Below are 16,335 nucleotides of genomic sequence, written 5' to 3'. Positions count from 1 at the left end.
CCTGTCATGATCGGGGATTGGCGGGCTTGGTTGCTAGAAGACTGGCGCCCCGTGGCTTCCGGCTCCGCGCGCGTGCTGGTGCACGTGATGAACTGCGCTCCGGGCGTGTTCGGTTCGTGCGGCCAGCCTGGACTTCGGCGAAGTAAGAAAGATCGACCTCGCCCATAAGCCGCTGGGTGATGCGCTCATCGTGGTTCAGGATGGAAATGCCGGCGGCTGTGCGGACGAGTTGCATTACCGCGCCGGTGACCCCGGCGGTGCGGTCGAAGATGTAGTCCGCGTGCTTGAGGAGGTCGCCAGGTGCAGAACGCATAAGCATCAGATCCCTGTCGACGGTGAGGAGAAACTCCTGCCAGTTCGACATCCCATCCTCGTCGTGAATGTTGTAGGTGTTCATCTGATGCAAGCTGAAGCGGCCTCCGGTCTGACCGAGGTTTCTCTCCAGCTCGGTGTAGCCATCGGTAAAGATCTTAAGTTCGTCGATGCCGATCGCTGCGGCCGCGAACATCGTGCTGGGAGAGCGGTCGGTGAGAGCCTTGAGCACTTCGGACGTTTCGGCGGGGCCCCGGACGGCGTGACTGATCTCGTGCAGCTGATCGACGAGGACGACAGCGGTTTGGCAGTCCTTGATGTACCTACAGACGAGCGCGATGGTCGCGTCTATATCGCCGCGACTTTTGTTGGGCAGTTCGGGGTTGTAGAAGCGTATGAGGTTACGCACCGTGGCGCCGACGGATATCCCGACCGCGGCGTAGGCGACTGGCAGGTACTCTCCGGTGCTGTCCCCGTCGTGGCTCGGGACGCGAGGAGGTGCGGCGGCCGGGTCGTCCGGTAGTGGGAGACTTCTTTGCTTTCGCAGCGCCAGCTCCACGCGACGGCCCCAGCTCATCATCGCTGTGGACTTTCCGACGAACGCCTCTCCGGAGATGACGACCCCGCAGCGGGCGGTCGAACTTGCGCCCGCTAACTCCGCATAGCACGTGGACAAGGCCCTGTGCGCGTTAAGCAGCTGGGGAGTCTTCAGGTTCGTGAGCCCGTGCGTGTAGGCGAAGCGCATGCCGTCGTACCTCTCGCGCTCGTCGTCCGTCATGGCCTCGTAGCGGTCCCTCGAAAACCGGGGCGGTTGAATGTTTAGTCCTTGCACGTACTGCCGCCAGCCGTACTTCGTCATGGCGCTGTGCCGGTGCGGGGCGCCACTCACAAGCCCTGTGATTCTTTCGAGGTCGTAGGCGCTCACCTCGAGCCCGCCCGTCCGATCGGAGACGTGCTCGCAGGGGTTTCGTGGACGGCGGCGAAGAAGGCGTCAGGGGACATCCGGTACACGGCATCATCCGAGGTGTTTGCACCGTCTTCGTCTTCTTCCCCCTTGCGCTCGGGCTTCGGCCGTCCCCCTTCGCCGGTGCCAGATTCAGTCTCTTGGTGGCGCCCCGCATCAAGCTCGGCGGCGTTCCCGTCTGCGGTGGCGGGCGCCCATCCACCTTCGGGGGCGAGTGCGGGCCGGTCTCCCTCAACTCGTTCCTGGGAGGGACCGAGCCTCCCACTGGCCGTGCCCTCGCCCGGCTCTAGGAAGACCCTTCGCCCCGACTCGACCATCAGCGCCCCCTCGACATCGACCCGGTGGGCGAAAGCCAGCCGAACACGATCGCGTCCAATGGCAGCGACCTTCGCTTCGCGTCCGTCCTCGGGCTGCCCACGGGAGATGCGGCGGAGATAGCTGCGCATCTGCTCCAGGACGAGTGCCTCCGTCCCCGACCGGCGCAACTTGTAGCCGGCATCAGACACTCTTTTCTTGACCCATTCCAGTTCGATATCTGCGAAGGGCTGGAGCCAGGCCCCGCTCTTGCACGGGACGCGCGTCCATGCGCCGTGAGCGGGGTCGAGGTAGTCGGGTTCAAAGAACCAGAGTCCGGAGAGGTCCCGTGGGTCGTACCTGATCGGCCACTTACCGGCGTGATCGGGGTAAGGGCTCAACTGTTCCCGGTAGGGCTCAAGCTGCTCGGAGTCGTAGTGCAAGCCAAAGATCTCGACCCCTTGCTTGGTCACTTGTCGCGCCGCACCAGGCAACAGCTCGATTGCGAGCGTGGGCGAGGCTGGCACGGCATAGAAGCCGGTGATAGCGATGGCGCGGTCGTATGCCTCATTCGGGGTAAGAACGCGCGATGTGCCGGGACGCAGCGGGAGACCATTGTGGGGAGTGTTGTGGTACTGCACCGCCACCCAACAGGCAAAGGCATCACCGATCTCTTCCGGTAGCAGGTACGCCTCATCCTCCACATTGGCCGTCGTTCCACGGTCGGAAACAGAGGCACCGGAGTAACCCGGCAGGTACTGGATCAGGCCCGTCTTGACAGTGCCGAAGAATCGCTCCACGTGAGGCTTGTCGGTCGGTCTCCCCTTGCGTGCGAAATGCAGGTCGATACCCAGGCGGACACACGCCGCGTACATCACGTCGGAGACGTAGATCGACCCGTTGTCGAGGGAGATTCTGCTCGGACTGCCAAACGGGACGCCCGCGAGAGGTCCCCTAGCGGCGTCGCCGAGAACGAGGGATTCTGGTATGCCGTATCGCCACCGCGCTTGTTCTCCCCACTCTGGACGCCAGCGCTTGGGCATCAGCATGTCGTAGAGCAGAAGCGCCGCGTCCAAGCCCTTGGGATCTTTGGTGGTGATGCGCCAGGCAACGACCAGTCGTGTGTATACGTCCAAGGCAACCGTCAACCACACCGAGATCGGAGAACCATCTACCGGGCTGAGCGCAAGTACGTCCAACGGGGTCGAGTCGATCTCGACGACCTCGAACGGTCGCGAGACCACCAGACTGTGGAACGGGGTCGGCGGTCGCGAACGATTGCTCCGCAGGGTCTTCTTCGCCAGGTGGCGGTGGAACTCTTCATCTAGCGTCTTGATGTGGCGCATCATCGAACGCTCACTGACATGCGGGACTTTGTCGCCGTAGCGTTCATTAAGCGTCTCGTTTATCTCATTGACGAGTGACTTGCTCGTATGTCTAGAACGTTGGGTTTCACGGTCGAGCACTTGCCAAATCACTTCAGCAACCTCGCGGGGGCAATTGCCCAGTGGCTGATGTATGCGCACTGACCGCCGGTCAACCAATCCCGACGGACCCAATTCTCGGAACTCCTTCAGCCACCGGAAAATACTTGATGCCCCTTTCCCCTCGCGGGCGGCCAATGTCAAGACGCGTTCAGTCAGCGGCCGCCCCGTGCCCGGGCCGACCTCCGGGTCGGGGGTTTCGTCCTCTCGGGCGAGCCCGTCTGGGTATCCCGTCAGCAGGAGGTACACACAGCGGAGCTTCGGCGCTGCCGTCCGTGCTGCTGCGTGAGGGGAGACTGTGAACGGTTCAAATGATGGGCCAGACGACGCTTCATCGCGGCCGTCTGCCGACCCGTCTCGAATGGTTGCGTGGAGGAGGACTTCATTGAGGTCGATGCGCGCCAGTTTGACGTCTGAGCGGCACAGTAGGAACGCTTGTTCCATGCCCACAACGATCCAGTCACGACCGTCGTAATCGAGTCGAGTACCGATCCCAATGAGTTGCTTCGGGCCAAGTGGTCGTGGCCTCGCCGTCACAGCCATGGGCGCCTCTCTCGGACCGTGGGGCGACGTTGGTGCCGTCTTGCCGGGACCGATAACCGCACGGTAGGCCCAGCGCCACCCGCGGTGGGTCTACAGGCGCACGACGCGCCATTCCGTTGTCCCACTGACGACACTGGCGGGCTGGCTGAGTACGTCATACCGCACCTTCGGCCGAGCTGACTGGCATGGCAGCGCTGAACGGTTGCTCCATGGGAACCTTCAGCATCCTGACCAAGATCCCGTGGAAGAAGCAGGGCAGTACGAGAGCGGCGTGTACGCCGCTCGATAACGCAACGGCATCGACCAGGGTCCGCCACGCCATCGGTCCGGCTGCCAGGACGGTCACTGCCGTGGTGAGGACCTGCTCGGCGTGGGGTGGGCGTGCCCGGTAACCGGAGATGAAGAGCAGGTTCTGCCGGTAGTGTCCAGAGGGTTCCGTGATGAGGCGGTATTTCCATCCGATCGCGTCGCATAGGCCTCCGGTGGCATCGAACACCTCGCGCGATCGCTCTCCCGCCGGCCGGTAGACCCGGTGAACATCGATCACCACTCGACTGCCGTCGGCCATGGTGACAAAGAAGTCCGGGACGTGCCGGACCACGGATGACTCCCCTATGGCCGAAACGGCCATGTGCAGGCGGAAGGGCTGCGTGGCGATCGAGAGTAGCCCTCCCTCGAAGTCGAGCTGGTGGACGACCAGCATCTCCAGGCCGCTCTCGCACTCCACCAACTGCCTGGTGCTGTCACACCAGGCGATCCCCGGCCTGTTGATCTTCCACGACTCCGCGCTAGGCGTCCTCGCTGGCGCGAGTGCATCCGGCCGCAACCCGCGTGCCATTGCGCGGGTCAGAGGAACTGGCCCCAACTTCCCGCGATCCCAGTCCTCCCACTCGATCGCGGGCAGTCGCGATTCTGCGCTCGTTAAGCGAGCGGCCTTGGCACCCACACCGTACTCCCGACCGACCACCGCGCCCTTATCGCGACGGGCGTCGGCAGGTAATGCACCTCGCCCCGCTGCCGTGGGAAGACGGTGCCGGAACCGTCGCCTCGGAGCTGGCACCAGCCGCGGTCGTGAATGCACATTGGTCTATGGAACATCACTGCTCCCTCCCATGGACCGCCTCTTCGCGACGGTTGGCTCAGGAACTCCAGCGTCGCACGGCCCACTGTCCCGCCCGCCGTCTCACGAAGGCGTCAAATAGCACGAGAACACACCGCTCTTGGCGTCTCACGAGACGTCGCATCCCCATACCGCGGCAGTTTCTCGTCGCTGAATCCACGTGCCTTCGAGGGCTGCTACGCACTACAGGTGCCAAACATGAGATGGCAAGTTGAAGCCAGCACTTCACACCGTTTGACTTAGGCACAGCGGCGAGCTGGCCCGTACTCGCGGTCACCTGCACCTCGTGAAGAAGCGGACTGCCTGCTCGAGGACTCCCACGTCCGTCGTGAGGAGCGTCCCGACCTCTTCGGTCTCGTCCCAGATTTGAAGCCGGTAGATGGGCGCGTCCGTAAGGTCTAGAGAGGGACCGTGGACGCCAACTTGCACCCAGCGTCGAGTGCGTTCGCCGTGCAGGCGAGCGTCAGCGGGGAACCGCGCGTACGGTCCGAGGGTGGCGAGCGTCGCTCGTAGCCCAGGCGCACTCGACTCGACTGCTGTCACCACGCGGTTGATCGTTGCGAGGGCGTGGTCTCGAGCGGGGCCGACCACCCTTCGTCGGCGAGCAGTGCTGTGCTTGTGGCGGGCATGAAGGGCATGCGAAGAGATGTGGTACCCCAGCAACTTGCGATAAGCGGTGGATCGGGGCCATCCCACCACCTGGCCCGCCTTTTCTACCGGCCACCCCTTGAGCGCGATCAACATCGCCACCGCCTGCGCCTTGTGAAACTCTACATCCTCGGCGTTAGCGCCGATGGCGCCGTTCGGATGAGCAAGAGCAACCTGGTCCTGAGCTGCCATCTGAGAGAGCCGTACCAGCCCTTCACCGAACGGGTCGATCTCGTCGACGATCGACCGTAATGAGACCCCCCGCTCTCGAAGGCTGTGTATGGCGGTCGCGATCTCCGGGAATGTCGCTCCGAGACGGTCACCACGCCAGACATAGACGGTGCTGCCGGGAGGAACCCGACGCAGCAGGTTCTGCCATTCGTGCCGGCCCGACGGCCAATCGCCGTCGTCATCGACAAACATCTCTTGGACTAACCCTCTGAGAGCCTTGAGCTGTGGCTCAGCCGGAACAACGCTGTCTACCCGCACGTAGCCCCATCGCGTGTGCATGACAACAGCGTAGAGATGGGCGGCACTGTGCGCCCTTGTTGGATGCCGCTACCTGCTCGGGCGCGCCGGTGTCAGTTAGTCTTCGGCGGGCCGCGACAGCCACATCGCAATCTCCAAAGCCTTGGCGTCGCGGACGTGGGCCCGTACGGCACGGCCCTAGCGTCGTGCCTTCGCTTGTCGAGTGCGCATGTGTAGCCGTGCTGGCCGGCGAGGTCGCCAATGGCATCTCCACCGACCTCGCAGCCCTACTGGGTGTTGAAGAAGACGATCGGCGTCTAGCCCTCCTCCCGTGAGCACTCGAGCATCTAGTCCACCAGGGAGGCGTCCAGCTCTATCCAGCCTCTGCTTTCAAGGTTCGCGTCGTCGCGCGCGGCGCGAGCAACTGCCGTACGTCCTTTCACGGGTGCCTCTGTCATGCCGTCTTCTTGAGCTCGTCAGTGAGCCACCGGCGGTACTGGATCCGCTTCAGAATCGCCATCAGGCTGTCGCGGCTGGCATCCTTGAACAGCACCTCCATGGCCTCGCCGTAGCTCTTCTGCGCCTCGAGGGCAGAGTCGAGGAACGAGCCGAGCACCTCGTCGTCGGCGCCGTAGAAGTCAGAGTCGGTGTTGTGCTTGGCCTTCTCCACGAGGTCATCGTTGCGCTTGGACTTCAGCAGCGTATGCTCGATCGCCGCGATGCGGTCCTCCTCGGCCAGGTCGGTGCCGGCGAAGATGGTGTTGATGTGATCGAGGATCTCCTCCCACCCAGCGCCGTCCGACTCGCGGAGCTGGCCGCCGCCGAGGGCCGTAAGCGGGTTCAGCGGGGTGGTCTCGGACTTCTCCAGCTCGATGGTCGCGGCACCGTCGGTGGAGATGCGGTGGTGGGTCATCACGACCGCGGAGAGGTCCACCCCGACGAAGCGGGCCTCGACGCGGATGGTCTGGGCGAGGGCGCGGTAGAAGATCGCGCGCTTCTCCAGGTCGGTGTCGGCGTAATCGACGATCTGGGACAGGAACTCATACGCCTTGACGTAGCTGTTCAGGTCCGAACGGAACATCTCCAGCCGGTCGAGCTCCTCGGTGTCCTCGTCCAACTGGGCATCGCGCCAGGCGTCTTGGAAGCGGTGCCGGGCTGGCGAGACGGCAGAGGCGAGGGCGTCGTTGCTGCCCTGAGCGATGGTCGCGACAGCGGCTGCCTCGATCTCCTCGTCGGTGTACATCCCGGACTGGTCCAGCTTAGTGGCCACCTGGTGGACAAGATTGGGGTCAGTGCTCTCCAACAGGGAAGCGCCGCGGTAGTACGGCTCGAACGAAGCGAGGATCTCGTCGGGGTTGTTGACGAAGTCGAGAACGTAGACCTTGTCTTTGCCGGGGTGGGTTCGGTTTAGCCTGGAGAGGGTCTGGACGGCCATGACGCCGGAGAGTCGCTTGTCGACGTACATCGCGCACAGGAGGGGCTGGTCGAAGCCGACCTGATACTTGTTGGCGACGATGAGCACCTGGTATTCGGGACCGTTGAACGCGTCGGCGACCTTCCGGCCGCGCAGGCCCGGGTTCATGGTCGTCTCGGTCACCGGCTCCGGGGCGGTCTCAGGGTCTTCGACAGTGCCTGAGAACGCGACCAGCGCCTTGAGGCCGTAGCCCTTCTCGGTGATGTAGGCCTCGAGGGCCTTCTGGTACCGGACCGCCTCCTTGCGGGAGGAGGTCACGACCATGGCTTTGGCATGCCCGTCGAGCAGGTGGGCGATGTTGACTCGGTAGTGCTCGACGATGATCTTGACCTTCTGGCTGATGTTGTACGGGTGCAGCCTCACCCACTGCATCAGAGACTGCAGTGCCCGGGACTTGTCGACCTTCTCGGAGTCGTAGTCCTGGCCGTCATGGACGAGCTTGAAGGCGACCTTGTAGGGCGTGTAGTTCTTCAGGACGTCGAGGATGAAGCCCTCGTCGATGGCCTGGCTCATGGAGTACCGGTGGAACGACTGCGGCTTGCCGTGGGCGTCAGGCCGGCCGAAGAGCTCCATCGTCTTGCCCTTGGGGGTGGCGGTGAAGGCGAGGTAAGAGATGTTCTTCGCCGCGGCCCGCTGGGTCATCTCCGCGGCCAGGATCGCCTCGGTGTCGACCTCCCCGCCGTCTGCCAGGGCGTCGAACTCCTCGGGGGAGAGGACGTCACGGAGCTTGGCGGCGGTCTGCCCGGTCTGGGAAGAGTGCGCCTCATCGGCGATGACTGCGAAGTTGCGGCCCACCAGCGCCTTGGACCTGCGGATAGCTTCCAGCGCGAAGGGGAACGTCTGGATCGTCACCACCACGATCGGGGTGCGTGAAGTGAGAGCCTCGACGAGCTGTGTCGATTTCGCAGCATGCGGGCTGTCTTCGTCGCCGACGGAGACGACCTGGGAGCGCTTGTGCTCGATCTGGAACATCGCCTGCGCCATCTGGTAGTCGAGCACTGTGCGATCCGTGACGACGATGACGGAGTCGAACACCTTGTTGTTGTCCGCATCGTGCAGCGCGGCGAGGCGGTGCGCGGTCCAGGCGATGGTGTCGGTCTTCCCCGAGCCGGCAGAGTGCTCGATCAGGTACCGGCTCCCGGCGCCCTCCTCGCGGGCGGCCGCGACCAGCTTCTCGACGGCCTGGAGTTGGTGAAACCGCGGGTAGCGGATGGAGACGGAGGTCTTCGGCTTGCCGGTGACCGGGTCGGTCTTCCGCTCTTTCTTGACCATCATGTACTTCGTCACGATGGTCAGCCAGGTGTCCCGATCCAGGATGTCCCGCCAGAAGTAGGCCGTGTCCGAGCCGGTCAGGTCCGGCGGATTGCCAGCCTTGTCCTGGTAGCCCTTATTGAACGGCAGGAAGACAGTCTTGTCGCCAGCGAGCTTTGTCGTCATCGAGACCACGTTGTTGGTAAGGACGAAGTGGACCAGCGCACGGGCGCCGAAGGTCAGCAGCGGCTCGTTGCGATCCTTGCCCGGGTCCGTGGGCTGACGGGATTGGGCGTACTGCACCTCGCCCTGGGCGACGGACTGGGTGAAGTCGGTCTTGATCTCGATAGTGGCGACCGGGATGCCGTTGACGAACAGCACCAGGTCGATGGACCGGTTCGGGCGCGCGACGGAGTAATGCACCTGCCGCATCACGCGCAGGCGAACCTTGGCGTAGCGGTCAAGCGTAGCTGGGTTCATCGTGTCGGCTGGCTTGGCCTGGCACATCTCGAACTTCGCCGAGACGTGCTTGACCGAGGTGCGCAGCACCGCCAACGTGCCCCCACCGTTGTCCAGCGGGGTGTCCAGGACGCCGGTGATGGTGTCCAACAGCCGCTCGAAGTCCTTTCCCTGCTTCGCCGGCGGGTCGGCCGGGCGCACGACCTTCTCGAACGTCTCGCGCTGGGTGTCCTCCAGCCAGCCGCGGATGTCTGCGGGGAAGATTGCCCGAACCTTGTCGTATCCGGTGTCATCAGGCGAGTACAGCCACCCTTGGTGGGCTAGGTACTCGGCCATCTCCGTCTCGAACGTCGCCTCCTTATGGGCCGAGGTCATGCGTGAGCTCCCTCCAGGTCGCGCTCGACCTGCTCGATCCCGGAACGAACGTCGAGCCGACCCGTTACCGCTGCGCTGATCAGCGCAGCCCGGCGCTCCTTCATCAGCGCAATGGACTCCTGCGCCTTCGCGATCATCGCGTCAATGCGCGCCGTCGTGACATCTAGATGGGCGACGATTTCAAGCTGCTCAGAGTGCGAGGGCACAGGAAGCCGGAGCGAACGGATCTTCTCCTGGTTGATATTTGGCTGACCGCCACCTGAGGCCAGATAGATGAGGTGATCCCGCACAGCGAGCAGGGAGTAATAAACGAACGCCGGTGAGACACCACCCTGCGGTTCGGCAAGTGCGCAGCACGCCTGGTTCACGCAAGCAGTCACGCCAAGTACGCCGAGCCGGCCGATCGTGGCGCCATACATGGCAATGATTAGCGTGCCAGGGGCGTACAGACGGAGCACAGATGAGCCGAGTAACGTCTCTCTCGAAACGGACCGTTCGGTTGAGGTGATCACGGATTCGCGAAGCTCTCCAGTCGTGACCCAGTAGTGGTCGCCATCGTCAAGGAGGTCCTCATTCGCTGGCGTCGTACCGCTACCGATCGTGCGGAAGAGCAGGGAGATCCGACGCATCGCCCAATCACCGGGGATATCGCCGGACCAGAGTTCGCCTGAGTCCTTGAGGGTTCGATTCGGACGCAAGCCCTTCGTGACGGCATACAGGACAGCAGCCTTGCGACGCTCCGTCAGCAGCGCGACGAGTCGCAGCTGTGAGCCGACCATCGCGTCGATCTGCCCGATCTCCCGATCTAAGAAGTCGGCGATCGTGCGCTGCTCCTCAACGGCGGGGAACGGCGCCCTGACCTCGGCCACTTTCTCTGCCGTGAAATGCGGAATTGTCGCTGTGTTGACGAGCAGTTCGGTCTCTCCGGAGGCGAGGGACCTCTGAAGCACGTAGTTGACGAACCGGCCCGCGGCCTTGTCGGCGCCTGCGCGAACGCGGTTGATGGAGTTTTGAAAGCCCCATCCGGGACGATCCGATTGCAGGACGGCGCTGCGACCGTAACCGGCACCGCCTTCAACGACCACGACGTCGCCAGAGCACAGGTCGAGTTCCGCGAGCTCGTCCGGGCGGAACCACATGGTCTTGTCGTCGACGTCAATGATGCGGCCGTCCGGTTGAACGTGTGCCGCCCTGAGGTACGAAGCTTCGACATCGCCCTCGTTCGCAGGCTGGGGCTGGACCATCTTGCCGAGCTTGATCGAAGCCACACGCTTGAGCGGGAGTACTGGCCACCCGTCGGGGCAGGGGCCGCTCATGCCTTGACCTCCGCGAAGAGGTCCTCGATCTCGCCGATAACGCGCTGGATGTCGGCGTCGATCTCGGCGAGCGGACGGGGCGGGACGTACTTGTAGAAGTGGCGCGTGAAGGGGATTTCATAGCCGATCCTGGTCTTCTCGCGGTCGATCCAAGCTGCGGGGACATGCGGCTTGACCTCGCGGTTGAAGTAGGCGTCGATGTCCTGGTCGAGGGGAACGTTCTCGGTGTCGCGCAGCGACGGGTCGGGCTCGATGCGTCCCCGCGCACCGGTGACGGTCTCAGCCTCCCGATCGGGCTCGGAGAGGGCCTGGATTAGGGCTTTGCGAACCGCCGGCTTGAGCGTGACGCCTGCGGCACCGAGCGCGGGGCCGAGAACCTGCTCGAAGGCGGCTTGGTTGGTCCAGACCGGCGTGGCGTCGACCGAGCCGAGGGCGGCCCTAAGCGCGGTCAGGGTGCCGCCGTCGAGCTTGGCGATCGCCCTGGCTGTGAGGGCCTTGTCGATCCGGGACGGGTGGGCGGAGAAGTTCAGTCGCAGCGGGCGCTCGACCGTGATGGTCCGGTAGCCGAAGTCCTCGTTTCGGTAGACCTTGGAGAACTTGGGGTCTGCGTCCTCGAACGCGCCGTAGAGCCGCACGATCGTGGCGATGTCGTCCTCGGAGAGCATCCGGCGCTTGGCGCCGAGGGACTTTCGCATCTTCACCCACATCGACGTGGCGTCGATCAGCTGGACCTTGCCCTCACGCTCGGACGGCTTCCGGTTGGTGAGCACCCAGACGTAGGTGGAGATACCCGTGTTGTAGAACATCTCGGTCGGCAGGCCGATTATCGCCTCGACGAGGTCGTTCTCCAGCAGCCACCGGCGGATCTCCGACGGCCCGGAGCCGGCACCGCCGGTGAAGAGAGGGGAGCCGTTGAGGACAATGGCTGCACGGCCGCCGCCCTCGGCCTTGGGCCGCATCTTCGCGACCAGGTGCAGCAGGAAGAGCATCGAGCCATCCGATACGGGCGGCAGGCCGGGCGCGAAGCGGCCGAACTCGCCGCGGGCCTGCTCGGCGCGTACGGCCTTCTCCTGGACCTTCCAGTCCACGCCGAAGGGCGGGTTGGACAGGCAGTAGGTGAAGGTGCGGCTCTCGTGGCCGTCGTTGACGAGGGTGTCGCCGTTGATGATGTTGTTGACGTTCTGGCCCTTGATGAGCATGTCCGCCTTGGCCATCGCATAGGACTCGGGGTTGAGTTCCTGTCCGGCGAGGGTCAGCTTGGCGTCGGGGTTGAAGTTGCGCAGCCACTCATCTGCCACGGACAGCATGCCGCCCGTTCCGGCAGTGGGGTCGTAAACCTGGCGCAGGACGTGCGGCTGGCTCAGGGCCTCGTCGTCGGCGGTGAAGAGCAGTTCGACCATGAGCTTGATGACCTCGCGCGGGGTGAAGTGCTCACCCGCGGTCTCTTTGCTCGACTCCATGAACCGTCGGATGAGTTCCTCGAAGAGCGTGCCCATCTCGGTGTTGGTGACCCGGTCCGGGTGGACGTCGAGGTCGGCGAAACGCTTGGTCACCATCGCGAGCAGGTCAAAGCCGTCGAGGTCGCGAATAGTGTCGTAGAAGTCGAACTTCTCGAAGATCTCGCGCGTCTCCGGGTCGAACCCGTCGAGGTAGTCCTTCAGGTTCGCCGCCAGCTGCGCGGGGTCGCCGAGGTTGCGCAGTGAGTACTGCGAGGTGTTGTAGAACTGCTGACCCGCAGCCTTGCGCAGCTGCGCCTGGGCGAGCATCTCTGGCTTGCCACCGGCCTCGCCGGCCGCCTGGAGCACCTGCTGCTTCGCCGGACGCAGCACGGCATCGAGTCGTGCCAGCACCGTGAACGGCAGGATCACCGTGCCGTACTGCTTCGGCTTGTAGGGCCCTCGCAGCAGGTCGGCAATGCTCCACACGAATCCAGCGTTGGGTGCTGTCACAACCACTCCTCGATCGACCACGCGGTCTCTATCCCGCGCCGCTGCGCGTCAGCCCTCCGCACTCGGGAGGGATGGGATAAGCGTCTCACCCAGGTCTGACCTCCTGAGACGTTTCCACCCTGACGTGTCCGTTCTTCGAAGATTGGCGGTCGCGGGGGTCCTCATGCGGGCACCCCGCGCTCGATCAGTGAGCCCGGGGGTTGGCAATCGACTCCGCCAGTCGCGGCTCGAAGGCGCATCCTCGCGGCTCCGTGACTGAAGGCCCATCAACCTAGTGCTTGGCTCGCCAGCCGCATCACCGTGTTCGGCCGGATAGGGTACCGCCGGTGATCCTTGCCGCGTCATCTTCTGTCCCACCGGTGCCCGGCCCAGCCGACTCGACATCACCTCCCGGTGCACCACCCGCTCAGCCAAGCCCCACCGAAGCAACCCCACCGCCATCCACACCATCTCCAGTCCCGACTGAAACCTTCCAGCCCCCATCCCCTGGATCCACGGTGGTCGGTCCAGCTGACCCCGTATATGACGTCATCGTCCAGTCCGATGCGCTCGACTATTGGACTGCATTCGGGACGGTCGCGGCCGTTCTCGTCGCTCTTACCTTCGGTGCCGTTGAACTTTTCCGGTGGAGTCGTGAACGGGGCGAGCGTAGACGCGACCAAGCACAGCACATCGCCGCGTGGCGGGAGGTGTTCGTCGATGGACCGAATAACGACACGGATGTCTATAGCGTGAAGACGCATATGGCTAATACCTCAGCCCTGCCGGTATTCGACGCGCGGTTCTACTACACGTCGTTCGTCCACGACGAGGATGATTGGGTCGAGCGCACGTGGAACGAGGCGGCCTTGCTGCCTGGTCAGCACGTGCACACCGACTGGGAGCACCAACAGGGCAACCCTGGTGGCGGACGATTGGTCGAAGTGACGTTTCGAGACGCAGCCGGTCGGTGGTGGAGAAGGGACCGGGAAGGGACGCTTACAGAACTATCGGCAAAGCCGCCCGGAAAGTGACGAGTCGAGCGAAGGCGTCAAGGGTCGCAGACTGGCGAGCATGTCTCGGCACCTGAAGGCCACCACCTGTCTCGCTCGGACCCGCGGGTCGAAACACTTGGCAATGCAGTCGCCCCACGCGGCGGTCAAGGCGATCGAGGTGGCAAGGTGCCGGCGAGCACGCCGCGGACATTGGCATACCGGGCGATCGCCGTCGTTGGGGCGCCCGCAGTGGCAGACCCCAACCTTGACCGTGTGTGCCTACCTCGCCAGGGCACCCTCGTCTTTGCCAGGCGCGACACCGGGCCTTCGGCCGCGTTCATGAGCGCGGACGGCGAGTACAAGTACCGCCTCCGCGTCGGCGCGGAGCACGTGCCGACGATTGTCGAGGCGCTCGGTGGTCAGCCCGGTGACGACGTGCTTGCGCTGCTCGAAGGCGCCGGCGAGAACATCGTTCGCGGGGGGATGAGCGGCACTGGCTCGACGACCTCGGGATCGATGCCGAGTACGTCGGCTGAACCAGCCAGTGGAATGAATGAGCGTCATTCTCGGTCCATGGCGTCCGGAACGCCAATAGGGTTCCAGCCATGGCGATCACAACCCTGAACATTGCGGGCACCACGTGGACGGTCAACGCTTCGCTGAAGCGGTTCGCCGGCTACCCACGAAAAACTCCGATCCGGTTCGACTACCCATTGCGCGGTGAGCACGGCGTAATCTCCAATGAGGACATCGCTCGGACCCATGCTGTGAGCTCGCGGATCTCGCACGCGGAGCGTGACTACTTCATTGACAGGGCGGCCGACGCGCCGTGGATCGCTCAGGAAGCCGACCTCGCAGACGCTGATCCGAACGAACGAGGCGGGCTGTTCGACGCCATGACGGACTTGTTCTGGCACTTTGAGGAGCACGCTCCATCAGGTGTTGCCTTCGCGAAGATCTCTAAGGTTCTGCACCTCAAGCATCCCGCGGCGTTCCCGATCATCGACAAGCGCGTAAAGGCTGCCTACCGGCCCGCCGCGAAGGCACTCAATGAGACTCACCCTGAGTTGGGGTGGCGGAGGCGCACCTGGATCGCCGTTCGACGTGATCTGATCAGTGCAAGGGCCAACGGAGCGATGAGCGAGTTACGCACGGCGGTTAAGAATTATGAGTCCGACGACGTCGCAAAGCGGCACCGCGTTAGGAAGATGGCGCAGCTCACCGACCTGCGCCTGCTGGATATCCTCACCTGGTAGCGGCGGCGTGGGTCGACGCGTGTTGGGACACAGTGAAGCGCTCGACTAATGCCGCTGGCGCTCGATGATTTCTAGGAGGTCCCGCACCCCAGCATTAGTTCTTCGTGAACGCGCACGTAGAACATCTTGACCATATTCGGGCGTGTGCGATCGGAGCCCAATCTCGCGCGCTACTACCAGTCCATAGGTGACAACGCTACAGCGCGCTCGGGTCCGGAGCGGAGTGTCCGACATCAAAGCGCTTCTGCCATACCGCAACTTGCCCGCTCGACACCCTTCCTCCGGAAACGCGGCCGCCTTGGTTTGCGCGCCAGACACCCTTTCGCTGACCCATGTGCGTCCTTCATGCGGAATCCGTCCGGAAGATGCGCCAGCACCCTAGAGTGCTACGTGTCGGCCTGGCATAGACGCCAGCTCACCCCTCCCCCATCACAAGATCAGGAATCAGACCGATGCGACGCAAAATTCTTGCCTTCGCTGCTACAGGTGCCCTCGCAGCCACGACCGTGCTCGCCGGCGGACAAGCGGCCCTCGCTAAAGGCGGCGAGATCGGCGGCACTGGTAACCAGTACTTCCTCTCCGACACCTTCTCCACGAAAGCGAACGTCGAGTTCACTTACGGTCACGAGTCCGATGAGGTCTTCGTAGGTGATTGGGACGGAAACGGCACGGATACGCTTGCGCTGCGCCGCGGTGCGACCTTCTACATCCGCAACTCCAACGCCGGTGGCCCTGCCGACAAGGTCGTGACCTACGGGCGGGCGGGCGACACCGTCCTCGTGGGCGACTGGGACGGAAACGGCACGGACACGTTCGCCGTCCGGCGTGGTGCGGTGTACCACGTGAAGAACTCTCTGACCGGTGGGAAGGCTGACCAGGAGGTCGTCTACGGTCGGGCCGGTGACGCTGTCCTGGTGGGTGATTGGGACGGGAACGGGAGAGATACCTTCGCTGTGCGTCGCGGTGCCGAGTACCACGTGAAGAACTCCATTGCGCCTGGCAAGGCGGATCAGGTGGCCGTCTACGGCCGCTCCGGCGATGACGTTTACGTGGGTGACTGGAACGGCGACAACAAGGACACCTTCGCTGTCCGGCGTGGTGCCGAGTACTTCATCGCTAACGCGATCCGCGCCGGCAAGGCAGACCGGACAGTGGTGTACGGGCGGGTCAACGACACGACGTTGGTTGGTGACTGGAACGGTGACGGCGTCGACTCGCTCGGCATTCGCCGCCCGGTCCCTGCACCAACGCCGGAACGGCCTGAGCCGGATCCGCATGCACCGCGGCCGTCATCGCCTGACTTGGACTGCCCGGACTTCTCGTCCTGGGCAGAGGCGCAGAACACCCTCAACTACTGGAAGGCCCAGGGTCTCGGCGACGTCCATCGGCTTGATGCAGACAACGACGGGATCGCGTGCGAGTCGTACTTCGACGTCTGACCTGGCAGG

Annotated in this window: 11 protein-coding genes; 4 read left to right on the top strand and 7 right to left on the bottom strand. The window is 64.0% G+C overall.

Features of this window, described 5'->3' with window-relative positions; genetic code table 11:
• Nucleotides 1-4: 4 nt before the first annotated feature.
• From GD748_RS09170 to GD748_RS09140, 7 genes are all read right to left on the bottom strand, one after another.
• Nucleotides 5-1,090, bottom strand: coding sequence for a hypothetical protein (locus tag GD748_RS09170; protein ID WP_193721602.1), 1,086 nt, complete (start codon nt 1,088-1,090; stop codon nt 5-7).
• A 143-nt stretch (nt 1,091-1,233) separates the two neighbouring features.
• Nucleotides 1,234-3,498, bottom strand: coding sequence for a Mu transposase C-terminal domain-containing protein (locus GD748_RS09165; protein WP_193312893.1), 2,265 nt, complete (start codon nt 3,496-3,498; stop codon nt 1,234-1,236).
• 253 nt (nt 3,499-3,751) lie between these two features.
• Complete coding sequence (locus GD748_RS09160) at nt 3,752-4,435, bottom strand: TnsA-like heteromeric transposase endonuclease subunit (protein WP_226921115.1); 684 nt, start codon at nt 4,433-4,435, stop codon at nt 3,752-3,754.
• Between the two features lie 555 nt (nt 4,436-4,990).
• Nucleotides 4,991-5,875, bottom strand: coding sequence for a recombinase family protein (locus GD748_RS09155; RefSeq protein ID WP_152194859.1), 885 nt, complete (start codon nt 5,873-5,875; stop codon nt 4,991-4,993).
• Nucleotides 5,876-6,287: 412 nt separating this feature from the next.
• Complete coding sequence (locus tag GD748_RS09150; protein ID WP_152194858.1) at nt 6,288-9,392, bottom strand: type I restriction endonuclease subunit R; 3,105 nt, start codon at nt 9,390-9,392, stop codon at nt 6,288-6,290.
• Nucleotides 9,389-10,660, bottom strand: coding sequence for a restriction endonuclease subunit S (locus GD748_RS09145; RefSeq protein ID WP_193312892.1), 1,272 nt, complete (start codon nt 10,658-10,660; stop codon nt 9,389-9,391). Before GD748_RS09145 ends, GD748_RS09150 begins: the two co-directional genes overlap by 4 nt.
• Nucleotides 10,661-10,704: 44 nt before the next feature.
• The gene (locus tag GD748_RS09140; RefSeq protein ID WP_152194856.1) at nt 10,705-12,657 is read right to left on the bottom strand and encodes a type I restriction-modification system subunit M; all 1,953 of its coding nucleotides are present in this window, start codon (nt 12,655-12,657) and stop codon (nt 10,705-10,707) included.
• Between the two features lie 497 nt (nt 12,658-13,154).
• On the opposite strand from GD748_RS09140, the gene GD748_RS09135 reads away from it, so the two are divergent.
• The 4 genes from GD748_RS09135 to GD748_RS09120 all read left to right on the top strand — a co-directional run bounded on the left by GD748_RS09135 (nt 13,155) and on the right by GD748_RS09120 (nt 16,326).
• Nucleotides 13,155-13,670, top strand: coding sequence for a hypothetical protein (locus GD748_RS09135; protein ID WP_152194855.1), 516 nt, complete (start codon nt 13,155-13,157; stop codon nt 13,668-13,670).
• Nucleotides 13,671-13,817: 147 nt separating this feature from the next.
• Nucleotides 13,818-14,255: a hypothetical protein gene (locus GD748_RS09130; RefSeq protein ID WP_152194854.1), complete on the top strand. Its 438-nt coding sequence runs from the start codon at nt 13,818-13,820 to the stop codon at nt 14,253-14,255.
• On the top strand, nt 14,237-14,887 hold the full coding sequence (locus tag GD748_RS09125) for a DUF6308 family protein (RefSeq protein ID WP_152194853.1): 651 nt from the start codon (nt 14,237-14,239) through the stop codon (nt 14,885-14,887). Before GD748_RS09130 ends, GD748_RS09125 begins: the two co-directional genes overlap by 19 nt.
• A 452-nt stretch (nt 14,888-15,339) precedes the next feature.
• Nucleotides 15,340-16,326, top strand: a complete 987-nt coding sequence (locus GD748_RS09120) for an excalibur calcium-binding domain-containing protein (RefSeq protein WP_152194852.1) — start codon at nt 15,340-15,342, stop codon at nt 16,324-16,326.
• Nucleotides 16,327-16,335: the final 9 nt, after the last annotated feature.

Origin of the sequence: Georgenia subflava, from assembly GCF_009193155.1 — a bacterium.
Lineage (GTDB): Bacteria > Actinomycetota > Actinomycetes > Actinomycetales > Actinomycetaceae > Georgenia > Georgenia subflava.
This window is presented reverse-complemented; position numbering and strand designations above follow the sequence as displayed.

Excerpts from the sequence above, each read along its gene's own strand:
- GD748_RS09170 (WP_193721602.1), bottom strand. The coding sequence starts at position 1,090 with ATGACGGACGACGAGCGCGAGAGGTACGACGGCATGCGCTTCGCCTAC.
- GD748_RS09165 (WP_193312893.1), bottom strand. The coding sequence starts at position 3,498 with ATGGAACAAGCGTTCCTACTGTGCCGCTCAGACGTCAAACTGGCGCGC.
- GD748_RS09160 (WP_226921115.1), bottom strand. The coding sequence starts at position 4,435 with ATGGCACGCGGGTTGCGGCCGGATGCACTCGCGCCAGCGAGGACGCCT.
- GD748_RS09155 (WP_152194859.1), bottom strand. The coding sequence starts at position 5,875 with ATGCACACGCGATGGGGCTACGTGCGGGTAGACAGCGTTGTTCCGGCT.
- GD748_RS09150 (WP_152194858.1), bottom strand. The coding sequence starts at position 9,392 with ATGACCTCGGCCCATAAGGAGGCGACGTTCGAGACGGAGATGGCCGAG.
- GD748_RS09125 (WP_152194853.1), top strand. The coding sequence starts at position 14,237 with ATGGCGATCACAACCCTGAACATTGCGGGCACCACGTGGACGGTCAAC.
- GD748_RS09120 (WP_152194852.1), top strand. The coding sequence starts at position 15,340 with ATGCGACGCAAAATTCTTGCCTTCGCTGCTACAGGTGCCCTCGCAGCC.